A 19910-nucleotide genomic window follows, 5' to 3' on the forward strand; every position below is an offset into this window, starting at 1 on the left:
AAAACTGTTTTTACTCACTTGGTAACTTTGAGCAAAAATAAAATTGTTAATAACTTTCCATTTTACACACAAGATTTTTAAAGAAAATGATCGCATTTTCACAAGATCTTTGGATCATATAACACCTGTTTCCATAAGGATCGAATAAGGTTACTCACAACCACAAAGGATCTTAATAGTAACAATAATAAAATCTTTATATATAAAAAGAGATCTTATTTACTAATACAAACGTGATCTTTGAAAGGATCAATAGATCCATTCTTTTTTTGTCAGGTGTTTTAAATTTCTGTAAAATAGCGCCAATTTTTTGATCCGAACAAATAATAGAGATAGATATGTTTTACACTGAAACTTATGATGTGATTGTGATCGGTGGTGGTCATGCGGGTACAGAAGCTGCGCTTGCACCAGCTCGAATGGGATTAAAAACCCTTTTATTAACGCATAATGTAGATACTTTAGGGCAAATGTCTTGTAACCCTGCAATTGGAGGGATCGGTAAAGGTCATTTAGTAAAAGAAGTAGATGCAATGGGCGGTTTAATGGCGCATGCTGCAGATAAAGCAGGGATCCAATTTCGTACTTTAAATAACAGTAAAGGCCCAGCAGTGCGTGCTACTCGAGCTCAAGCTGATAGAGTTCTATATCGTCAAGCTGTTCGTACAGCATTAGAAAATCAACCTAATTTAGATATTTTCCAACAAGAGGCGACAGATATTCTAATTGAGCAAGATCGAGTTACAGGCGTTAGCACAAAAATGGGATTAACTTTTCGTGCTAAATCAGTGGTATTAACTGCAGGTACTTTCTTAGCCGGTAAGATCCACATAGGTTTGGAAAACTATGAAGGTGGTCGAGCTGGGGATCCTGCTTCTGTAAATCTTTCACATCGATTAAGAGATCTCGGATTACGTGTAGATCGTCTTAAAACAGGTACACCACCGCGTATTGATGCGCGTACGATCAATTTTGATATTTTAGCTAAACAGCATGGTGATGCGGTGTTGCCTGTATTCTCTTTTATGGGATCAGTGGATGATCACCCACAACAAATTCCTTGTTACATTACCCACACCAATGAACAAACTCATGAAGTGATCCGTAATAATTTGGATCGCAGTCCAATGTATACTGGTGTGATTGAAGGGATCGGTCCACGTTATTGTCCATCCATTGAAGATAAAGTGATGCGTTTTGCGGATCGTAATTCACATCAAATTTATTTGGAACCAGAAGGCTTAACCAGTAACGAAGTGTATCCAAACGGGATCTCTACCAGTTTGCCGTTTGACGTGCAAATGGGTATTGTGAATTCTATGAAAGGTTTGGAAAAAGCTCGCATCATTAAACCAGGTTATGCCATTGAATATGATTATTTTGATCCACGTGATTTAAAACCAACGTTAGAAACAAAAGCTATTTCAGGTTTATTCTTTGCAGGTCAAATTAACGGTACAACGGGTTATGAAGAAGCAGCGGCACAAGGTTTATTGGCTGGGATTAACGCAGGTCTTTATGTTCAAGAGAAGGATGCATGGTATCCACGCCGTGATCAATCTTATACTGGCGTATTGGTTGATGACCTTTGTACGCTTGGTACTAAAGAACCGTATCGCGTATTCACTTCTCGTGCTGAATACCGTTTATTACTACGTGAAGACAATGCAGACATTCGTTTAACGCCAATAGCTCATGAATTAGGTTTAATTGATGATGCTCGCTGGGCGCGCTTTAATCAAAAAATGGAAAATATTGAACAGGAACGCCAACGCTTACGCAGCATTTGGTTACATCCGCGTTCTGAATATTTAGAAGAAGCCAATAAAGTACTTGGCAGCCCACTTGTGCGTGAAGCTAGCGGTGAAGATTTATTGCGCCGTCCAGAAATGACCTATGATATTTTGACTTCTTTAACGCCATACAAACCAGCAATGGAAGATAGAGAAGCCGTAGAACAAGTGGAAATTGCCATTAAGTATCAAGGCTATATTGAGCATCAACAAGAAGAAATTGAAAAACAAAAACGCCACGAAAATACAGCTATTCCAGCTAACTTTGATTACAGCAAAGTGTCTGGTTTATCTAATGAAGTACGTGCGAAATTGGAACAGCATCGTCCTGTTTCCATTGGACAAGCAAGCCGAATTTCAGGTATAACGCCTGCTGCTATTTCAATTATTCTGGTTAATTTGAAAAAACAAGGCATGCTGAAGCGTGGGGAATAATGTTTTCTTAATTTAAATGTAAAAGTGCGGTGAATTTTCACCGTATTTTTTATATTACAAATTAAAAAGATGTAATTAGTAGGCTAAATTTTTGCTGAAATAAAAACACTAAGGATTTTAACCGCACTTTCGTAGAATGACGACAAACAGACAAGATAGATAGAAAAATGAAAGCAAAACTCGAAAATTTACTGGCTCAAGCAGAAATTCAATTAACAGATCTACAAAAAAATCAACTGATTCAGTTGGTACAATTACTTCATAAGTGGAATAAAGCTTATAACTTAACCTCTGTACGTGATCCTCAAGAAATGTTAGTCAAACATATTTTAGATAGTCTTGTTGTAAGTCCTTATTTACAGGGTGATCGTTTTATTGATGTCGGTACAGGGCCTGGTTTGCCTGGTTTACCTTTGGCAATTATTAATCCTTCTAAACAATTTGTCCTCCTTGATAGTTTAGGCAAGCGCATTAGTTTTATTCGAAATGCTATACGTGAGCTTGGACTAACTAATGTAATCCCTGTTTTAAGTCGAGTAGAAGAATACCAACCTGAAGATAAATTTGATGGTGTATTAAGTCGTGCTTTTGCTTCGTTAAAAGATATGACAGATTGGTGTCATCATTTACCAAAAGAAAATGGATATTTTTATGCATTAAAGGGTATTTATCAGGAAGATGAAATTAATGAATTGAATGAAAAATATACTATTCAAGAAGCGATTGAATTACATGTTCCAGAACTTATAGGTGAACGACATTTAATCGTTTTACGTTAAATAGTTACAATCTTGTAAAAAAATTTCTAAAAGTGTGATTTATATAACACTTTTTATGTGTTTTTAAGTTGAATCTAAAGCCAGCAAAGGTATAATCGGCAGGCTAAAATTATTTTGTAAAAGTGATGTCGCGCATTTTATCTCACGCTAAAAAAAACTACAGAAAAGCTATTGTTATTGAGAGTCTTTTGCTTGTAGTTTTTTATTTGCTTATTTATGGATGGCAACGCCAAAGTGCGGTAGATTTTAGCTACGGTTTTTTAAGTGCCTTTTTGCCTTTTTGTACATTTATATTTATCATTTTTTACAGAAAACAAAATTTTTCAACAAAACTGATCGCACTTTATCGTGCTGAAGCAATAAAGTTTATTTTAACGATGGTTTTTATCATTATTGCCATTAAATGGTTATTCGTTGTCAATTTTATTGCGTTTTTTGTTGGTTTTTTATTGGCATTAGTGCTGAATAATATTATTCCACTTATTCTCAATAAAATTTAACTTTGGGTTATTCTTCTTCAGAACAAAGGATCGATTATGTCTGGACAAACTTCAATTGAATATATCCAACACCATTTAACTTATCTTACAGCAGGTGAAGGTTTTTGGACGTTTAATCTTGATACGTTTTTCTTCTCTGTGTTGTGCGGTTTCCTTTTCTTAGCTATTTTTCGTAAAGTGGCTAAAAAAGCAACAGCAGGTGTGCCGAGTAAACTACAATGTGCTGTTGAAATGGCTGTAGAATGGATTGATGGTGTGGTAAAAGAAAATTATCACGGTAAACGAGATGTGATAGCGCCATTGGCTTTAACCATTTTCGTATGGGTGATGATTATGAATACTATTGATTTGGTACCTGTGGATTATATTCCCCAGTTGTTTGCTATTATTACAGGTGATCATCATATTCCTGTACGAGCTGTGCCGACTACGGATATGAATATGACATTTGCAATGTCGATTTCAGTATTTGTATTGATCCTTTTTTATACGATTAAATCTAAGGGTATTAAAGGTCTTGCAAAAGAATACACTTTACACCCGTTCAATCATTGGGCATTTATCCCTGTTAATCTTCTTCTTGAATCCGTGACGTTGATCTCAAAGCCTGTTTCATTAGCACTTCGTTTATTCGGAAATATGTATGCTGGTGAGCTGATCTTTATTTTGATTGCCGTGATGTATTCAGCCAATGCGTTTGTGGCTGCACTGGGTGTGCCATTGCAGTTGGTGTGGGCGATTTTCCATATTTTGGTTATCGCATTACAAGCCTTCGTCTTTATGATGCTTACTGTGGTTTACCTGAGTATTGCATATAATAAAGCGGAACATTAATTTTTATTTTTTATTTAACAACTCAACTCTCAACAACGGAGAAAATTTATGGAAACTGTAATTAGTGCAACAATCATTGCCTCTGCGATTATGCTTGCTTTTGCTGCTTTAGGTACTGCGATTGGCTTTGGTCTTCTTGGCGGTAAATACCTTGAGTCTGCCGCTCGTCAGCCTGAATTAGCTAATTCACTACTTACTAAGATGTTTATTGTTGCAGGTCTTCTTGATGCGATTGCGATGATCGCGGTAGGTATCGGTTTATATTTCGCATTTGCAAATCCATTTGCTGCATTATTAGGTTAATAAACAACAAATTTCCTAATTAACGAAGGAGGTATGTTGTGAATATTAATGCAACATTAATTGGTCAAACCATCGCCTTTATTATTTTTGTATGGTTTTGTGTGAAATTTGTTTGGCCACCAATTATTAATGCGATTGAAACTCGTCAAAGCCAAATTGCGAACGCTTTAGCGTCAGCTGAAGCAGCTAAAAAAGAGCAAGCAGATACGAAAAATCTTGTTGAACAAGAACTTTCAGCTGCAAAAGTACAAGCTCAAGATATTTTAGATGCTGCGAATAAACGTCGCAATGAAGTATTAGACGAAGTGAAGTCAGAAGCCGAAGAACTAAAAGCAAAAATTATTGCTCAAGGTTATGCAGAAGTAGAAGCAGAACGTAAACGTGTTCAAGAAGAATTGCGTCTTAAAGTGGCTTCATTGGCAGTGGCTGGTGCTGAGAAAATTGTGGGTCGCTCTATTGATGAAGCGGCAAACAATGACATTATTGATAAATTAGTTGCAGAGTTATAAGAGGCTTAGCTTATGTCAGAATTAACTACAATAGCTCGCCCTTATGCAAAAGCTGCATTCGACTTTGCCATTGAACAAAGTGCGGTCGAAAAATGGACTGATATGTTAGGTTTTGCTGCAGCCGTAGCTGAAGATGAAACGGTAAAAGCTTACTTAAGTAGTTCTCTTTCTGCACAGAAATTAGCTGATACAGTAATTTCTATTTGTGGCGAACAATTGGATCAATATGGGCAAAATCTTATTCGGTTAATGGCTGAAAATAAGCGTTTGAGTGCTATTCCTGCAGTGTTTGAAGAATTTAAACATCACGTAGAGGAACACCAAGCTATTGCAGAAGTTGAAGTAACGTCTGCGCAACCATTGAATGCAACACAAATCGAAAAAATTGCAGCCGCAATGGAAAAAAGATTAGCTCGCAAAGTGAAATTAAATTGCAACGTGGATAGCGCACTTATTGCTGGTGTGATTATTCGTACTGAAGACTTTGTGATTGACGGAAGTAGCCGTGGGCAACTTACTCGTCTCGCAAACGAGTTGCAATTATAAGAGGAATACAAGATGCAACTAAATTCAACTGAAATTAGTGAATTGATTAAAAAACGCATCGCTCAATTCGACGTGGTCAGTAAAGCGCGTAATACAGGGACAATTGTTTCTGTAAGCGATGGTATTATTCGTATCCACGGTTTAAGCGATGTGATGCAAGGTGAAATGATCGCCTTACCAGGTAATCGTTATGCGATGGCACTTAACCTTGAACGCGATTCTGTTGGTGCTGTAGTTATGGGACCTTACGCAGATTTAGCGGAAGGTATGGAAGTTCAATGTACAGGTCGTATTCTTGAAGTACCAGTTGGTCGTGGTTTATTAGGTCGTGTAGTTAATACGCTTGGTCAACCAATCGATGGTAAAGGCGAAATTGAAAATGATGGTTTCTCACCTGTAGAAGTGATTGCGCCAGGTGTTATCGATCGTCGTTCTGTTGATCAACCTGTTCAAACTGGTTATAAAGCGGTTGACTCAATGGTGCCAATCGGCCGTGGTCAACGTGAATTAATCATCGGTGACCGTCAAACGGGTAAAACTGCGTTAGCAATTGACGCTATTATTAACCAACGTAATTCTGGTATTAAATGTATCTATGTTGCGATTGGTCAAAAAGCCTCTACTATCGCAAACGTCGTACGTAAATTAGAAGAACATGGTGCGCTTTCAAATACTATCGTGGTAGCTGCATCAGCATCTGAATCAGCAGCGTTACAATATTTAGCACCTTATGCTGGTTGTGCGATGGGTGAATATTTCCGTGATCGCGGCGAAGATGCATTAATTGTTTATGATGATTTATCAAAACAAGCCGTAGCTTATCGTCAAATTTCATTATTATTACGCCGTCCACCAGGTCGTGAAGCTTATCCCGGTGATGTATTCTATTTACATTCTCGTTTACTAGAACGTGCTTCTCGTGTAAACGAAGATTACGTAGAAAAATTCACTAAAGGTGAAGTGAAAGGAAAAACAGGTTCTTTAACCGCACTTCCTATTATTGAAACCCAAGCTGGTGACGTATCTGCGTTTGTTCCAACCAACGTAATTTCTATTACCGATGGTCAGATCTTCTTAGAATCTAACTTATTTAACTCAGGTATTCGTCCTGCGGTAAACCCAGGTATTTCGGTATCTCGTGTTGGTGGTTCAGCGCAAACTAAAGTTATTAAGAAATTAGCGGGTGGTATTCGTACCGCGCTAGCTCAATATCGTGAATTAGCAGCGTTTGCACAGTTTGCATCAGATCTTGATGATGCGACTCGTAAGCAACTTTCTCACGGTGAAAAAGTAACTGAATTATTAAAACAAAAACAATTTGCTCCATTATCTGTTGCAGAACAAGCGGTTGTATTGTTTGCTGTTGAATTTGGTTATTTGGATGATGTGGAATTATCAAAAATTGCAAGTTTTGAGGCCGCACTTTTAGATTATTCTAACCGTAATTACGCTGAGTTTATGCAAGAGCTTACTAAAACCGGTAACTATAATGACGAAATCAAAGATACATTAAAAGGTATTTTAGATAGTTTTAAAGCGAATAGTGCTTGGTAGTAACGGAGAGATAAGATGGCAGGTGCAAAAGAGATAAAAACCAAAATTGCCAGTGTACAAAGTACACAAAAAATTACTAAGGCAATGGAAATGGTGGCGACCTCGAAAATGCGTAAAACGCAGGATCGTATGGCTGCATCTCGTCCGTATTCTGAAACTATCCGTAACGTTATTAGTCATGTGTCTAAAGCAAGTGTCGGTTATAAACATCCGTTCTTAGTTGAGCGTGAAGTAAAGAAAATCGGTATCTTGGTTATTTCAACAGATCGTGGTATGTGTGGTGGTTTAAATGTTAATTTATTCAAAACCACACTTAACCAAATCAAAAATTGGAAAGAACAAAATATCTCTACAGATTTGGGCTTAATAGGTTCAAAAGGGATTAGTTTTTTCCGTTCCTTTGGATTTAATATCAAAGGTCAACTTTCTGGTTTAGGCGATACGCCTGCTCTAGAAGAATTAATTGGTGTCGCAAATACAATGTTTGATGCTTATCGTAATGGTGAAATTGATGCAGTTTATATTGCATACAATAAATTTGTTAATACGATGTCGCAAAAACCTGTTGTACAACAATTAGTTCCTTTACCAGAATCTAAAGACGATCATTTAAATGAAAGACAACAGACTTGGGATTATCTTTATGAGCCAGAACCAAAAGTACTATTAGATAGCCTTTTAGTTCGTTATTTAGAATCCCAAATTTATCAAGCGGTTGTAGATAATTTAGCTTCAGAACAAGCGGCTCGAATGGTAGCAATGAAAGCAGCAACTGATAATGCAGGTAATTTAATTAATGATCTGCGGTTGGTGTATAACAAAGCTCGTCAAGCAAGTATCACAAATGAATTGAATGAAATCGTAGCCGGTGCGGCAGCGATTTAAGAAAAGAGGAACGGTAATGTCAGCAGGAAAAATTGTACAAATCATCGGTGCGGTGATTGACGTTGAATTTCCACAAGATGCAGTGCCAAAAGTTTACGATGCATTAAAAGTTGAATCAGGTTTAACACTTGAGGTGCAACAACAATTAGGTGGCGGTGTGGTACGTTGTATCGCATTAGGTGCTTCTGACGGTTTAAAACGTGGTTTAAAAGTAGAAAACACGAATGATCCGATTCAAGTACCAGTAGGCACAAAAACTCTTGGTCGTATTATGAATGTATTGGGTGAACCAATTGACGAACAAGGTCCAATCGGTGAAGAAGAGCGTTGGGCTATCCACCGTTCTGCACCAAGCTATGAAGAACAATCAAACAGTACGGAATTATTAGAAACCGGTATCAAAGTTATCGACTTAATTTGTCCATTTGCAAAAGGTGGTAAAGTTGGTTTATTCGGTGGTGCGGGTGTAGGTAAAACCGTAAATATGATGGAATTAATCCGTAACATCGCGATCGAACACTCAGGTTACTCCGTATTTGCGGGTGTAGGTGAACGTACTCGTGAAGGTAACGACTTCTATCATGAAATGAAAGATTCTAATGTATTAGATAAAGTATCTTTGGTTTATGGTCAGATGAATGAGCCACCAGGTAACCGTTTACGTGTTGCGTTAACTGGTTTAACCATGGCTGAAAAATTCCGTGATGAAGGTCGTGATGTATTATTCTTCGTGGATAATATCTATCGTTATACCCTTGCTGGTACTGAAGTATCTGCGTTATTAGGTCGTATGCCATCTGCGGTAGGTTATCAACCAACCTTAGCTGAAGAAATGGGTGTATTACAAGAACGTATTACTTCAACCAAAACAGGTTCTATTACCTCTGTTCAAGCAGTATATGTACCTGCGGATGACTTAACTGACCCATCTCCAGCAACAACCTTTGCGCACTTAGACTCAACCGTTGTATTAAGTCGTCAAATTGCATCTTTAGGTATCTACCCTGCGGTTGATCCATTAGATTCAACTTCACGCCAATTAGATCCACTTGTTGTTGGTCAAGAACATTATGATGTTGCTCGTGGTGTACAAGGTATTTTACAACGTTATAAAGAATTGAAAGATATCATCGCAATTCTTGGTATGGACGAATTATCTGAAGAAGATAAATTAGTAGTAGCGCGTGCACGTAAAATTGAACGTTTCTTATCACAACCGTTCTTCGTTGCTGAAGTATTTAACGGTACTCCGGGTAAATATGTTCCATTAAAAGAAACCATTCGCGGCTTTAAAGGTATTTTAAGCGGTGATTACGACCATATCCCAGAACAAGCGTTCTATATGGTAGGTTCAATCGATGAAGCGCTAGAAAAAGCCAAAAATATGTAATCACTTCAAGTCATTTGAAGGAGAACAAAAATGGCGACATTTAATTTAACGATAGTAAGCGCAGAGCGAAAAATCTTTGAAGGTGAAGTAAAACAAATTCAAGCAACAGGTGTTGAGGGGGAATTAGGCATTCTCCCTGGACACACCCCATTGCTAACGGCAATTAAGCCAGGGATTGTTAAATTTACCCTTCAAGATGGAAATGAAGAAGTTATCTATGTTTCCGGTGGTTTTTTAGAGGTTCAACCAAATATTGTTACGGTACTAGCAGATGTTGCTATCCGTGGTAGTGAATTAGATGCTGATCGTATTCGCGAAGCAAAACGTAAAGCTGAAGAGAACATTGTATCTCATGCATCAGATGTAGATCATGATTTACTGGTTGCGAAACTTTCTAAAGAGTTAGCAAAACTTCGAGCTTATGAATTGACAGAAAAACTCTTGAAAACAAGACGGTAATAAAAAAGTGCGGTGAATTTTCACCGCACTTTTTGTTTGTTTTCTTAAAGAAATTTTACATAGTTATTTTGCTTAAATTCAGGTCTAAATAATTCTTCTAGTTGCCCAAAATAGAGCAATAAATCCTGCTCTCCTGCTGCGTAAGGGGCAATTTCATAGACATCATAAATAAAATGTACACCCCTTGAATCTAAGTAAATATTGTTCGATAAATTAAAATTATCAGCTCCAATAACAGGTTCATATTCCTTATTGCTATTATTATATTGCTCCCATAAAAGTGTTTTTACTTTCGGTAAATCTTTTTCATTAAATAAATCATTTAATGTCAAAATATGGCGTGTAGTTAGATCAATTGTGAAATAGCGATTACCTTCTATCCCATGAGCACCACCTTCATAGTCATAAAAACTAATAGCAAAGGTTGCAAGTTTTTCTTTTTGTGCAATAAAATCTGTCCACATGGAATGAGAAATACCAAGAGATGGTGTTTCTTTTACTTCTTTTTTGTCTTCCTCAAAAGCTGTTTGATAACGTGCTACAAATTGTTCGCGAGAAATATTTTTCGTTTCTTCGTTTTCAGTCAATTTTTTCCATAACAAATCATTAAGCCAATCAATATTGGTTTTTATTGTTGAAATTGAATACTCAATTTTGGTTTCTTCAGGCTGGTAATCTTCTTTCGATTTAGGATGTTTAATAATTTCAGATTGATTAAATATTTCATCATTTTCCACAAAAATTGCTGGGACTGTTTTTTCTATTTGCTCTTTTAATTTGGTATTTTCAGTAGTGAGTTGTGCTACTGTTTGATTTAGTTGTTTTATTTTTGCTTCAGTATCTTTATCTTGGCAGCCTGTGAGTAATATGACAGAACTAATTAATGTAGCAACGAGCGTTTTTTTCATACTCTTTTCCTTTTTAAATCATAAATCAAAAACATTCTTATCGCGTAGAATATGGTCATTGCCTTTGCGACGCAAAAATCCCATTCGGTCGAAATATTCCATCAGTTGAACGGTAAGTTTGCGCCCGAAATTCAATTTATCACGCACTTCATTTACTGAAACTTTTCCTTTTTCTTCTGCGATTTGTTTGATGAGACTTGCATAAGCATAGATGGTTTCAGTTAAGAAAAATCTATCTTTTACGATTGGCGTGAGGTAACCCAGTTTCCCTGCTTTATACATAAAATTACGCATAATTGATTCATCAATAGCGAGCGCATTTGCCATATCTCGCACCCAAATCGCTTGGCCATTTGCTTTTTCAAACTCGTTTAATACATCTGTCCAACGTGATTTTTCTTCAGTATTAAACTGAATTTTGTGCTCTGGTAGATGAATCCAGCCACGCGTTTGTTGTAATCGTCCATCATCAAGCATTTCATCGATAAAATGATGAATCAGATTTTCTGGCTGATTCAATGTCGCCATTCGATATAATCTGGCTTTGCTTACACCAAGTTGATCATTATGTTGCTCGTGATAGGTATTAAGCGCAGTTAAAATTTGCTGCGTTTTTTCTTGTACGTAATTAGTATTAAAACACCAATCTTGATGACGCACCGCGCCACGTTCGGCGAGTGCTTTATCTAATTGCAAGGAAGTCAGTTGTTCCGTCCACATTAATTGGCGCGCTGTTGTCGAATTATGTTGAAGGGTAAGCGCAATACGTTGCGAAGCATTCTCTGCCAATGCTAAATTCGCTAAGAAATTTAACCGCACTTCAGTTCGTTTATGACGTTTTGGCGAGTTAATTTCCAATACTCTTGCGCCGGCAATTAAGGTTTTTGTATCGCCACTGCGTAAAATAAGTTTGTCTCCGAAAGCCAAGAATAATGGCGAATCTAATATGATTTCAGCTAAAGTGCGGTCATTTTTGGCGGCATTTTTTCCCTGTAATAAGGTGAGTTTACCCGTAGTGCGACTCGCTCCGTGATAAATATGCACAGGTTGGCTTTCATTTAATGGTACTTCAGCCAAAATTTGTACACTTATGCGATCTGTTGGTGGAAGTGGGTCATTCTGCAATAACCAATCGCCTCGTTTCATTGGTGTGCGGTCTAAATCAGCATTTAAATTTAACGCTAAACGTTGCCCCGCAATACCTTGTTCGCTTGATGTATTTTGTGCGTGAATCGCTTTTATGCGAACTTTCTGTCCTGTGGAAAGGTAAATTTCATCGTTGACTTTCACTGTTCCTGAAAAGGCTGTGCCTGTTACTACAGTACCCGCCCCTTTTACGCTGAATACTCGGTCTATTGCATAGCGGAAAGGTTTTTGAGTATCAGCTAATTCTGCCAAATTAGCTAAGTAATGACGTAATTCACTGATGCCTTGTCCCGTTTCTGCTGAAGTAACGAAGTAGTTAGCATCGCGTAAAAAACTATAATTTTGTTTAATTGCTTGGATTAACGATTCAATTTGCTTTGAATTTGTACGATCTGCTTTTGTGATGACAACAATAATTTCGTGGAATTGAAGCTGGCGTAAGATTGCTAAATGTTCTTTTGTTTGCGCTGCAACGCCTTCATCGGCGGCGACAATTAACATTGCATAATGCACACCACCTAAGCCTGCCAGCATATTTGATAAGAATTTTTCGTGTCCTGGCACATCAATAAAGCCAAGTACTTTGTTTTCTAAAGGCAGATAGGCATACCCCAAATCAATGGTCATTCCGCGTTTTTTTTCTTCTGGTAAATGCGCGGTACTTGTGCCAGTTAATGCTTTTAATAATGCTGTTTTGCCGTGATCAACGTGACCTGAAGTAACAATAATCATAGTTCATCCAATGTATTTAATAGTGTTTCAATATCCGCAAGGCTACGTAAATCTAGCCAAATTTTTCCGTTTTCCATTCGGCCAATAATAGGTTGAGAAAGTTGTTTAAAACGAGCTGAAAGTGCGGAAAGTTTTGCGTTTGTTTTTTCTGCAATAGTAACAGCAATGGAAGGGATTCTTTCCATTGGTTGTGAGCCACTACCGATTAGTGCTTGGCTATCTTCAATTTGAATCTCAAATTGTGAATTTAAGCGAGATTCTAACCGCTCTTTGAGACGCGTAGCATTTATTTTGAGTTGTTCTAATGGCTGAGTGAGTAAGCGCAAAGTGGGTAATTTTTCAGTTAATTTTTCAGGATTTAAATATAAACGTAATGTGGCTTCTAAGCCTGATAAAATGACTTTATCGCAACGTAATACACGCTTGAGAGGATGTGCTTGTAATTGTTCGATCCATTCTTTTTTACCTACTATAATGCCTGCTTGTACGCCACCAAGTAATTTATCGCCAGAGAAAGAGACCAAATCTACACCTTGTGCTACTTTTTCTTGCACGGTCGGTTCTTTTGGCAAGCTATATTGGCTTAAATCTATCAATGCGCCGCTACCTAAATCAGTGACTACAGGTACATTCATTTCTCTGCCTAGTTCCGCAAGCTCTTCTTCTGAAACAGAAGAGGTAAAACCACAAATTTGATAATTGCTGCTATGCACTTTCATTAAAAAAGCCGTATTTTCAGTGATAGCATTACGATAATCTTTCAGGTGAGTACGATTAGTTGTGCCCACTTCCACTAAATGGCATCCAGCTTGTTCCATAATATCTGGAATACGAAATGCACCACCAATTTCAATTAATTCGCCACGAGAAATAATTACTTCTTTACCTTGAGCAAAGGTCGCTAACATTAACAATACCGCAGCAGCGTTGTTATTCACAATACAGGCTGCTTCAGCACCTGTGAGTTTGCATAATAATTCACTGATGTAATTATCGCGATGACTACGCTTACCTTCATCTAAATCATATTCAAGTGAAACATTTTTTTGCATCGCAGAAAGCGCTGCCTGTTGTGCTGCTTCAGACCAAAGTGCCCGCCCAAGATTTGTGTGCAACACCGTGCCAGTCAGATTATGCACCGCTTTGATTTGTACTTGGTTTTGTTTTTGTAGTCGAGAATGAATTTCTACAAAAGTGCGGTCAAAATTAGAAAAATATTCAGGAAGTTGATTATTTTTTTGAATAAATTGACGAGCTTGCGTTAATAATTCTCGACACGTTACCACGACGGCAGTGTGACCAAATTTGGTAATGAGTTGTAAGCCTTGAGGTGTTTTGAGAATTTTATCAACGGAAGGAAGTTGTTGAAAAAGTGCGGTCATTTTTGAATCCGTTTAAAATAACGTTGAATTGCCGATTAATTTACGCTAAAGTAAATGTAATTTCAACCACGGAGGGGCGTCATCTCCGGTGAGGTGGCAGGATTTCAAATCCTGTTGAGGACGCCAGCGTTCTTGGGTGGGTTCGACTCCCATTCCCCTCCGCCAACTCTATATATTTCATTTTTATCATTTCTATTGTCTATAAAAATAAAAGCGGTCAAAACTGTTTTTAATTTTGACCGCTCTTTAGGACTAATGCCTAATTATTTTGCTGGAATGTCTGCGAGTACTCTTGTCAATAAATCCCAATAGGTTTGCACCGTTGAAATTTCCACTTTCTCATCTGGTGAATGAGCATTTCGAATTGTTGGCCCGATAGAAATCATTTCTATGTGTGGATAATGTTCTTTTAAAAGACCACATTCTAATCCTGCGTGAATGACTTTCACTACAGGTTGCTCGCCTAGCACTTCAGCATAATGTTTGCGAGTAATGTCTAAGATAGTAGAGTCATTTACCGGTTGCCAGCCCGGATAAGGTGCAGAAAATTTAACTTTTGCATTTGCTAAGATTGCAAGTGAGCTAAGCATTTCAGTTACGTAATATTTACCGCTTTCAATTAATGAACGAACTAAAATGGTGCTTTTTACAACATTACCTTCTGTTTTCAATACGCCAACGCTTAATGAACTTTCTACGACATTTTTAACTACATCACTATTGCGGATTACGCCGTTTGGCAATACGTTGAGTGCGTTAATAACCGTTTGAGTACTTTGTGCAGTGAATACTGTTGCAGATTTTTCTGCTGATTCTACAAAAAGTGTGAAATTAGGTTCTGCAATTGCTAATTCTTCTTTAAGAACAATCGCTAGATTTTCTACCGCACTTTCTGTGGCTTTTACATCGCCATTAAAGGCTAACACAGCCACCGCTTCTCGAGGAATTGCATTACGAATTGAGCCACCACGAATTTCAGAGAGAGCAAAGTGCGGTTCATTTTGAGAGAGTTTTGCTAATACTCGCGCTAACACTTTGATTGCATTTGCACGCCCTGTATGAATATCGCCGCCAGAGTGACCGCCACGTAAACCTTTAAGGGTGATTTGTGCGCTGTGCTCAAACGTATTGGTTTCATATTGAACGGGGATTTCAAAGTTTGCATTAATGCCGCCCGCACAACCAATGTAAATTTCGCCAATTTCTTCGGTATCTGTATTGATTAAAATTTCAGATTGTAACCAGTTATGACGTAAGCCTTTTGCGCCATCCATGCCCGTTTCTTCTGTCATTGTTAAAAGCACTTCAAGAGGTGGATGAGCTAAATCATTGCTTTCTAGCACCGCTAACGTAGAGGCTAAACCGATACCATTGTCAGATCCTAGTGTTGTGCCTTGTGCTTTCACCCATTCCCCGTCAATATAAGGTTGAATAGGATCTTTGGTAAAATCATGTGGGTTGCCTTCATTAGCCTGTGGCACCATATCTAAGTGCGCTTGTAGAACAACAGGTGTGTGATTTTCCATTCCTTTCGTAGCGGGTTTACGAATGAGGACATTCCCCACTTCATCGCGTTCAACAAAAAAATGCTTTTCTTTCGCCCAATTTACAATAAAGTTAGCTAACGTATCTTCATAATGAGAAGGGTGAGGGATTGCACAGATTTGATCGAACCATTTCCACAGTAATGCTGGTTTAAGTGTTGTAATTTCAGACATAATTGCTCCTTTTTACTGAAAATATTTACGAAATAATAGCATAAAATGCCATTTCGGGTTATCCTTACGCAATTTTTTATTTCTCGATAAATTTAAACTAAGGTGCAATTATGAGCGAAAAATATGTGGTGACTTGGGATATGTTTCAAATGCATGCCCGAAAATTATCAGAACGTTTACTTCCAGCTTCCCAATGGAAAGGTATTATTGCGGTGAGTCGCGGTGGTTTGTTTCCAGCGGCTGTATTGGCTAGAGAATTGGGTCTTCGTCATATTGAAACCGTTTGTATCGCAAGTTATCACGATCATAACAATCAAGGTGAATTACAAGTTCTTCATGCAGCCCAAGTGCCAAATGGCGGCGAAGGATTTATCGTGGTAGATGATTTAGTTGATACGGGTAATACTGCGCGTGCGATTCGTCAAATGTATCCTAATGCAAAATTTGTGACTGTATTTGCAAAACCTGCAGGTGCGGAATTAGTGGATGATTATGTGATTGATATTCCACAAAATACTTGGATTGAGCAACCTTGGGATTTAGGTTTAACCTTTGTTCCACCTCTCTCTAGAAAATAATTTTTATACAGATACAGAATAAAAGAGCGGTCAAAATAAAAGAAGTTTTGACCGCTCTTTGTATGAGAATTATAAATTATTCTTCATCTTCTTTTGCCCATTCTAATGAGCGTTTAACTGCTTTTTTCCAGCCTTTGTAGCGACGTTCGCGTTTGTCATTGTCGCTGTCTGGACTGAAAGTGCGTTCTACGCGGGCTTTATCGCGAAGCTCGTCTAAATCTTTCCAGAAGCCTGTAATAATGGGGCAAGTGGACCACGAGGTACTCCGTTTCCATCGTCAGTTAATGCCATAAGAATTGCAGTAATCACAAATTCCACAGCAAAGGCACCACCAATGCTTAAACTTGGATGAGGGTAAGTGGAGAATGTACCCGCAAGGCTTAAACTTTCTTGTGTACCACGAACAATATTGTGGGCTGTTTCATAATCGATAAAAACATTGCGGTATAAGGCATAAACTAATGCTGCAGCAAAGAATGCGCCAAGCATTTGTTAAATGATGTAAGGAATTACTTAAATGAAGGGTGTTTTCCCTAAATAAAAGGAAAGAAGAATTTATTAGAAAAGAATACGGAGTGTTTTGAAATAGCCTCCTTATTTGAATTCTAGGTTAGAACACCTAGATTGACTATGATGTTACTCGTTAGAGTAGATTTTTAGCTTCTACAATATAGAAACCTATTTAACCGTGGGTATGTTTACCCACGGTTGTGAGGGATATTATTTTTTCCCTTTTAAGAATTCCACGCCAGTATCTGGGAAATCAGTAAATACACCTGTTGCCCCTGATTTATTCAATAAGGCATCATACATTTGATTTACGTCTGTGAAAAACTCGGGCAGTGCATCTTTACGCACGGTGTAAGGATGCACTTCCACATTATATTGTGCAAGTTCTTTTACCAACGGAGTGTACACAATATTATCAGGTTTGGATTCTTCTTTATTAACTAACATATACCAACCTGGGCCAACACCATCGGCATATTTAACCACTTCTGCCATTGCACCAGGTTTAAACATCCAATCGTAATTATAGTTTACCCAATAACCCTTTGGGTCTTTTTCTTGTGTTTCTTTCCAATCTGTATAAGCAATTAATTGAACTAATTTCAAATCCATTCCCATTTGTGGAAGTAATTCCGTTTTGATACGTTTTAATTCATTAAAATCGAAAGTTTGTAAGTAAACCATATCGGTTTTCTTATCATAGCCATATTTTTTTAACACTTTGAGCGTTTCAGCAGCAATATCTTTACCATTTTGATGGTGGAACCAAGGTGCTTTGATTTCTGGATAAATCCCTACTTTTTTGCCAGTGGATTTTTCTAAGCCTTGGATAAATTCAATTTCATCTTCAAAGGTATGAATTCTAAAATGTGATTTCCAAAGAGGGAAACGATTAGGATAAACTTGCGCTTGTTTGCCATCTTTGGTTTCAAAGTTTTCTGTCATTTCTAAACTTTGAATTTCTTTTAAGGTAAAGTCGATGACATAGTAACGACCATCTTTACGATGACGATGTGGGAATTTTTTCGCAACATCAGTCAAGCCATCTAAAAAGTGATCGTGAATAACCACTAAACGACCATCCTTAGTCATTGCTAAATCTTGCTCTAAATAATCAGCCTGTTGTGCAAACGCAAGTGCTTTAGATTCTAACGTATGCTCTGGTAAATAACCGCTAGCACCACGGTGAGCAATAATGATTTTGTCTGATTTCATTTGGGTATTCGCCATATTTGATGAATGGCTGCTACAACCTGCTAGTACGCCAGCTGCTAATAAAGAAAGGGCTAAAGTTTTAAGTTTCATAAGTATTTTCTCCTTAAGAGTGCGGTAAATTTTTATAGAGTTTTTAGATTTTAGTTACAAAAAAGGCGACTAAGCAATTTGCCCACCGCCTTTTTTAAGCTAATTATTTAGTACCGTAAGTATCGCCTAATTTCGCTTTGTGTTTTCCTTCTTCAACCATTACGATTAAGAGTAATAACACCGCTAATACGCCACCGCCGATCATTACGTAGAAACCACCGTCCCATCCGTAATGTTGAGCTGCCCAACCAATAACTGCTGAAGCTGATACAGTACCACCTAAGTAACCGAATAAACCAGTGAAACCTGCTGCAGTACCTGCTGCTTTTTTCGGTGCAAGCTCAAGAGCATGTAAACCGATTAACATTACAGGACCGTAGATTAAGAAACCGATTAAGGTCATTAATACGAAATCAGTTAATTGATATGGGTTTTCATACCAAGCTGAGTAGTTTGCAAGCTCTGCTTCTGGTGTAGCTGGGTTCATCCAGTACGCAACAACCGCTGCAGTGGTTAAGATCATAAAGATGAAACCAGTTAAACCACGTTTACCTTTAAACACTTTATCTGATACCCAACCACATAATAATGTACCTGGAACCGCTGCTAATTCATAGATTGTGTATGCCCATGCAGTACCTTTGATGTTGAAGTGTTTCACTTCACTCAAGTAAACTGGAGACCATTTTAATACACCGTAGCGGATTAAATAGACGAACACATTAGCAATCGCGATATACCATAACAATTTGTTTTTTAATACATAAGTTACGAAGATTTCTTTTGCAGTTAAATCGTTTTCGTAAGTTTTTTCGTTATAGTCATCTGGGTAGTCATTACGCCATTTTTCGATTGATGGTAAACCACAAGATTGTGGAGTATCACGCATGACGAAGTACACAGGAATTGCACAGATCATTGCTGCAATACCAGGGTAGTATAAAGATTGTTGCCAGATGTCTTTTGCTTGCGCTTCAATACCGTGAGTGCTGAAGAAAATTGCACTAGCTAATAACACCATTGCACCAGGCATCATACCACCGATATTGTGCGCAGTATTCCAAATTGACACGATAGTACCGCGTTCAGATTTAGACCACCAATGCACCATAGTACGACCACATGGAGGCCAACCCATACCTTGGAACCAACCATTTAAGAAGATCATCACCCACATAATAGCGATGCCTGAGGTCGCCCATGGGAATAGACCCATTAAGGTCATACATAAACCAGAGAGCAATAAACCAAATGGTAGGAATACACGAGGGTTAGAACGGTCAGACATACCTGCCATGACGAATTTTGATAAACCGTAAGCAAGGCCAGCTGCAGAACCGATTACACCAAGCTCAGCTTTTGTATAAAGACCAGCTTGAATTAAACCAGGTTGTGCTAAGTCAAAGTTTGCACGCACGAAATAGTATGCGGCATAACCAAAGAAGATCCCTGCGAATACTTGCCAACGTAAGCGTTTATACGTGGAATCAATTTTTTCCGCTGGAAGTTCCGCAATATGCGGAGCGGGTTTGAATGGTCCAAACATAATTTTTTCTCCAACTTTTAATTATGTGTAAGTTTTATTCACCCTTTATTAGACACTAAGGGATGGGCGCATGATAAAAGAAAATAAAAAATAAGGAA

At 37.9% G+C, this 19910-nt stretch carries 18 protein-coding genes, 1 tRNA gene and 2 pseudogenes; 13 read left to right on the forward strand and 8 right to left on the reverse strand.

The window, feature by feature from the left end; all coding sequences use genetic code 11:
- Positions 1-338 precede the first annotated feature (338 nt).
- The 11 genes from mnmG to GG9_RS02265 all read left to right on the forward strand — a co-directional run bounded on the left by mnmG (position 339) and on the right by GG9_RS02265 (position 9987).
- Positions 339-2228, forward strand: a complete 1890-nt coding sequence (gene mnmG / locus GG9_RS02315) for a tRNA uridine-5-carboxymethylaminomethyl(34) synthesis enzyme MnmG (protein ID WP_005632212.1) — start codon at positions 339-341, stop codon at positions 2226-2228.
- A 167-nt stretch (positions 2229-2395) separates the two neighbouring features.
- Positions 2396-3007, forward strand: a complete 612-nt coding sequence (gene rsmG / locus GG9_RS02310; protein ID WP_005632213.1) for a 16S rRNA (guanine(527)-N(7))-methyltransferase RsmG — start codon at positions 2396-2398, stop codon at positions 3005-3007.
- A 125-nt stretch (positions 3008-3132) separates the two neighbouring features.
- Positions 3133-3507 carry an ATP synthase subunit I gene (locus tag GG9_RS02305; protein ID WP_005632214.1) on the forward strand — a complete coding sequence of 125 codons (375 nt, stop codon included), beginning with the start codon at positions 3133-3135 and terminating at the stop codon, positions 3505-3507.
- Between the two features lie 36 nt (positions 3508-3543).
- Positions 3544-4341 carry a F0F1 ATP synthase subunit A gene (atpB, locus tag GG9_RS02300; protein WP_005632216.1) on the forward strand — a complete coding sequence of 266 codons (798 nt, stop codon included), beginning with the start codon at positions 3544-3546 and terminating at the stop codon, positions 4339-4341.
- Positions 4342-4389: 48 nt separating this feature from the next.
- Entirely contained in the window at positions 4390-4644 is a 255-nt protein-coding gene (atpE, locus tag GG9_RS02295; RefSeq protein ID WP_005632219.1) for a F0F1 ATP synthase subunit C, read from the forward strand.
- Positions 4645-4682: 38 nt separating this feature from the next.
- Entirely contained in the window at positions 4683-5153 is a 471-nt protein-coding gene (gene atpF / locus GG9_RS02290; RefSeq protein ID WP_005632221.1) for a F0F1 ATP synthase subunit B, read from the forward strand.
- Between the two features lie 12 nt (positions 5154-5165).
- Positions 5166-5699, forward strand: a complete 534-nt coding sequence (atpH, locus tag GG9_RS02285) for a F0F1 ATP synthase subunit delta (RefSeq protein ID WP_005632223.1) — start codon at positions 5166-5168, stop codon at positions 5697-5699.
- 12 nt (positions 5700-5711) lie between these two features.
- Positions 5712-7253 (forward strand): F0F1 ATP synthase subunit alpha, encoded by a 1542-nt coding sequence (gene atpA / locus GG9_RS02280; RefSeq protein WP_005632225.1) that lies wholly within the window; start codon positions 5712-5714, stop codon positions 7251-7253.
- A 15-nt stretch (positions 7254-7268) separates the two neighbouring features.
- Positions 7269-8138, forward strand: coding sequence for a F0F1 ATP synthase subunit gamma (atpG, locus tag GG9_RS02275; RefSeq protein ID WP_005632226.1), 870 nt, complete (start codon positions 7269-7271; stop codon positions 8136-8138).
- A gap of 16 nt (positions 8139-8154) precedes the next feature.
- Positions 8155-9528, forward strand: a complete 1374-nt coding sequence (gene atpD / locus GG9_RS02270) for a F0F1 ATP synthase subunit beta (RefSeq protein WP_005632228.1) — start codon at positions 8155-8157, stop codon at positions 9526-9528.
- A 30-nt stretch (positions 9529-9558) separates the two neighbouring features.
- A complete protein-coding gene (locus GG9_RS02265; RefSeq protein WP_005629232.1) occupies positions 9559-9987 on the forward strand; it encodes a F0F1 ATP synthase subunit epsilon in 429 nt (142 codons plus the stop codon).
- 44 nt (positions 9988-10031) lie between these two features.
- Here the strand turns inward: GG9_RS02265 and GG9_RS02260 are convergent, their stop codons facing one another.
- Genes GG9_RS02260 through selA form a run of 3 tightly spaced genes read right to left on the reverse strand, consistent with a single transcriptional unit; the run spans position 10032 to position 14155 of the window.
- Entirely contained in the window at positions 10032-10895 is an 864-nt protein-coding gene (locus tag GG9_RS02260; RefSeq protein WP_005632231.1) for a DUF3298 domain-containing protein, read from the reverse strand.
- An 18-nt stretch (positions 10896-10913) separates the two neighbouring features.
- A complete protein-coding gene (selB, locus tag GG9_RS02255) occupies positions 10914-12773 on the reverse strand; it encodes a selenocysteine-specific translation elongation factor (protein WP_005632234.1) in 1860 nt (619 codons plus the stop codon).
- Positions 12770-14155 carry an L-seryl-tRNA(Sec) selenium transferase gene (gene selA, locus GG9_RS02250; protein ID WP_005632236.1) on the reverse strand — a complete coding sequence of 462 codons (1386 nt, stop codon included), beginning with the start codon at positions 14153-14155 and terminating at the stop codon, positions 12770-12772. The genes selB and selA overlap by 4 nt, the downstream gene beginning before the upstream one ends.
- Before the next feature lie 70 nt (positions 14156-14225).
- On the opposite strand from selA, the gene GG9_RS0108860 reads away from it, so the two are divergent.
- Positions 14226-14320, forward strand: a tRNA-Sec gene (locus tag GG9_RS0108860).
- A 98-nt stretch (positions 14321-14418) separates the two neighbouring features.
- On the opposite strand, the gene pepD is transcribed toward GG9_RS0108860, so the two are convergent.
- Positions 14419-15873, reverse strand: a complete 1455-nt coding sequence (pepD, locus tag GG9_RS02245; protein ID WP_005632239.1) for an aminoacyl-histidine dipeptidase — start codon at positions 15871-15873, stop codon at positions 14419-14421.
- Between the two features lie 110 nt (positions 15874-15983).
- On the opposite strand from pepD, the gene gpt reads away from it, so the two are divergent.
- Positions 15984-16451: a xanthine phosphoribosyltransferase gene (gene gpt / locus GG9_RS02240; protein WP_005632242.1), complete on the forward strand. Its 468-nt coding sequence runs from the start codon at positions 15984-15986 to the stop codon at positions 16449-16451.
- A gap of 76 nt (positions 16452-16527) precedes the next feature.
- Here the strand turns inward: gpt and GG9_RS09525 are convergent.
- The 4 genes and pseudogenes from GG9_RS09525 to glpT form a co-directional block, all read right to left on the reverse strand.
- Positions 16528-16692 (reverse strand): annotated as a pseudogene (locus tag GG9_RS09525) (glycerol kinase); the annotation flags it as partial.
- Positions 16686-16964 (reverse strand): annotated as a pseudogene (locus GG9_RS02235) (aquaporin); the annotation flags it as partial. The pseudogenes GG9_RS02235 and GG9_RS09525, both read right to left, overlap by 7 nt.
- A 207-nt stretch (positions 16965-17171) precedes the next feature.
- Positions 17172-18266, reverse strand: a complete 1095-nt coding sequence (gene glpQ / locus GG9_RS02230) for a glycerophosphodiester phosphodiesterase (RefSeq protein ID WP_005632247.1) — start codon at positions 18264-18266, stop codon at positions 17172-17174.
- 103 nt (positions 18267-18369) lie between these two features.
- The gene (gene glpT / locus GG9_RS02225; RefSeq protein ID WP_005632249.1) at positions 18370-19812 is read right to left on the reverse strand and encodes a glycerol-3-phosphate transporter; all 1443 of its coding nucleotides are present in this window, start codon (positions 19810-19812) and stop codon (positions 18370-18372) included.
- Between the last annotated feature and the right edge of the window lie 98 nt (positions 19813-19910).

It is taken from the genome of Haemophilus haemolyticus M19501, assembly GCF_000222025.1.
GTDB lineage: Bacteria > Pseudomonadota > Gammaproteobacteria > Enterobacterales > Pasteurellaceae > Haemophilus > Haemophilus haemolyticus_G.

What these genes read in the sequence shown, in the direction of transcription:
- atpE (WP_005632219.1), top strand. Translation starts at nt 4,390, where the DNA reads ATGGAAACTGTAATTAGTGCAACAATCATTGCCTCTGCGATTATGCTT.
- GG9_RS02260 (WP_005632231.1), bottom strand. Translation starts at nt 10,895, where the DNA reads ATGAAAAAAACGCTCGTTGCTACATTAATTAGTTCTGTCATATTACTC.
- selA (WP_005632236.1), bottom strand. Translation starts at nt 14,155, where the DNA reads ATGACCGCACTTTTTCAACAACTTCCTTCCGTTGATAAAATTCTCAAA.
- selB (WP_005632234.1), bottom strand. Translation starts at nt 12,773, where the DNA reads ATGATTATTGTTACTTCAGGTCACGTTGATCACGGCAAAACAGCATTA.
- rsmG (WP_005632213.1), top strand. Translation starts at nt 2,396, where the DNA reads ATGAAAGCAAAACTCGAAAATTTACTGGCTCAAGCAGAAATTCAATTA.
- GG9_RS02265 (WP_005629232.1), top strand. Translation starts at nt 9,559, where the DNA reads ATGGCGACATTTAATTTAACGATAGTAAGCGCAGAGCGAAAAATCTTT.
- atpG (WP_005632226.1), top strand. Translation starts at nt 7,269, where the DNA reads ATGGCAGGTGCAAAAGAGATAAAAACCAAAATTGCCAGTGTACAAAGT.
- GG9_RS02305 (WP_005632214.1), top strand. Translation starts at nt 3,133, where the DNA reads ATGTCGCGCATTTTATCTCACGCTAAAAAAAACTACAGAAAAGCTATT.
- atpD (WP_005632228.1), top strand. Translation starts at nt 8,155, where the DNA reads ATGTCAGCAGGAAAAATTGTACAAATCATCGGTGCGGTGATTGACGTT.
- gpt (WP_005632242.1), top strand. Translation starts at nt 15,984, where the DNA reads ATGAGCGAAAAATATGTGGTGACTTGGGATATGTTTCAAATGCATGCC.
- atpB (WP_005632216.1), top strand. Translation starts at nt 3,544, where the DNA reads ATGTCTGGACAAACTTCAATTGAATATATCCAACACCATTTAACTTAT.
- atpA (WP_005632225.1), top strand. Translation starts at nt 5,712, where the DNA reads ATGCAACTAAATTCAACTGAAATTAGTGAATTGATTAAAAAACGCATC.
- glpQ (WP_005632247.1), bottom strand. Translation starts at nt 18,266, where the DNA reads ATGAAACTTAAAACTTTAGCCCTTTCTTTATTAGCAGCTGGCGTACTA.
- mnmG (WP_005632212.1), top strand. Translation starts at nt 339, where the DNA reads ATGTTTTACACTGAAACTTATGATGTGATTGTGATCGGTGGTGGTCAT.
- atpH (WP_005632223.1), top strand. Translation starts at nt 5,166, where the DNA reads ATGTCAGAATTAACTACAATAGCTCGCCCTTATGCAAAAGCTGCATTC.
- pepD (WP_005632239.1), bottom strand. Translation starts at nt 15,873, where the DNA reads ATGTCTGAAATTACAACACTTAAACCAGCATTACTGTGGAAATGGTTC.
- glpT (WP_005632249.1), bottom strand. Translation starts at nt 19,812, where the DNA reads ATGTTTGGACCATTCAAACCCGCTCCGCATATTGCGGAACTTCCAGCG.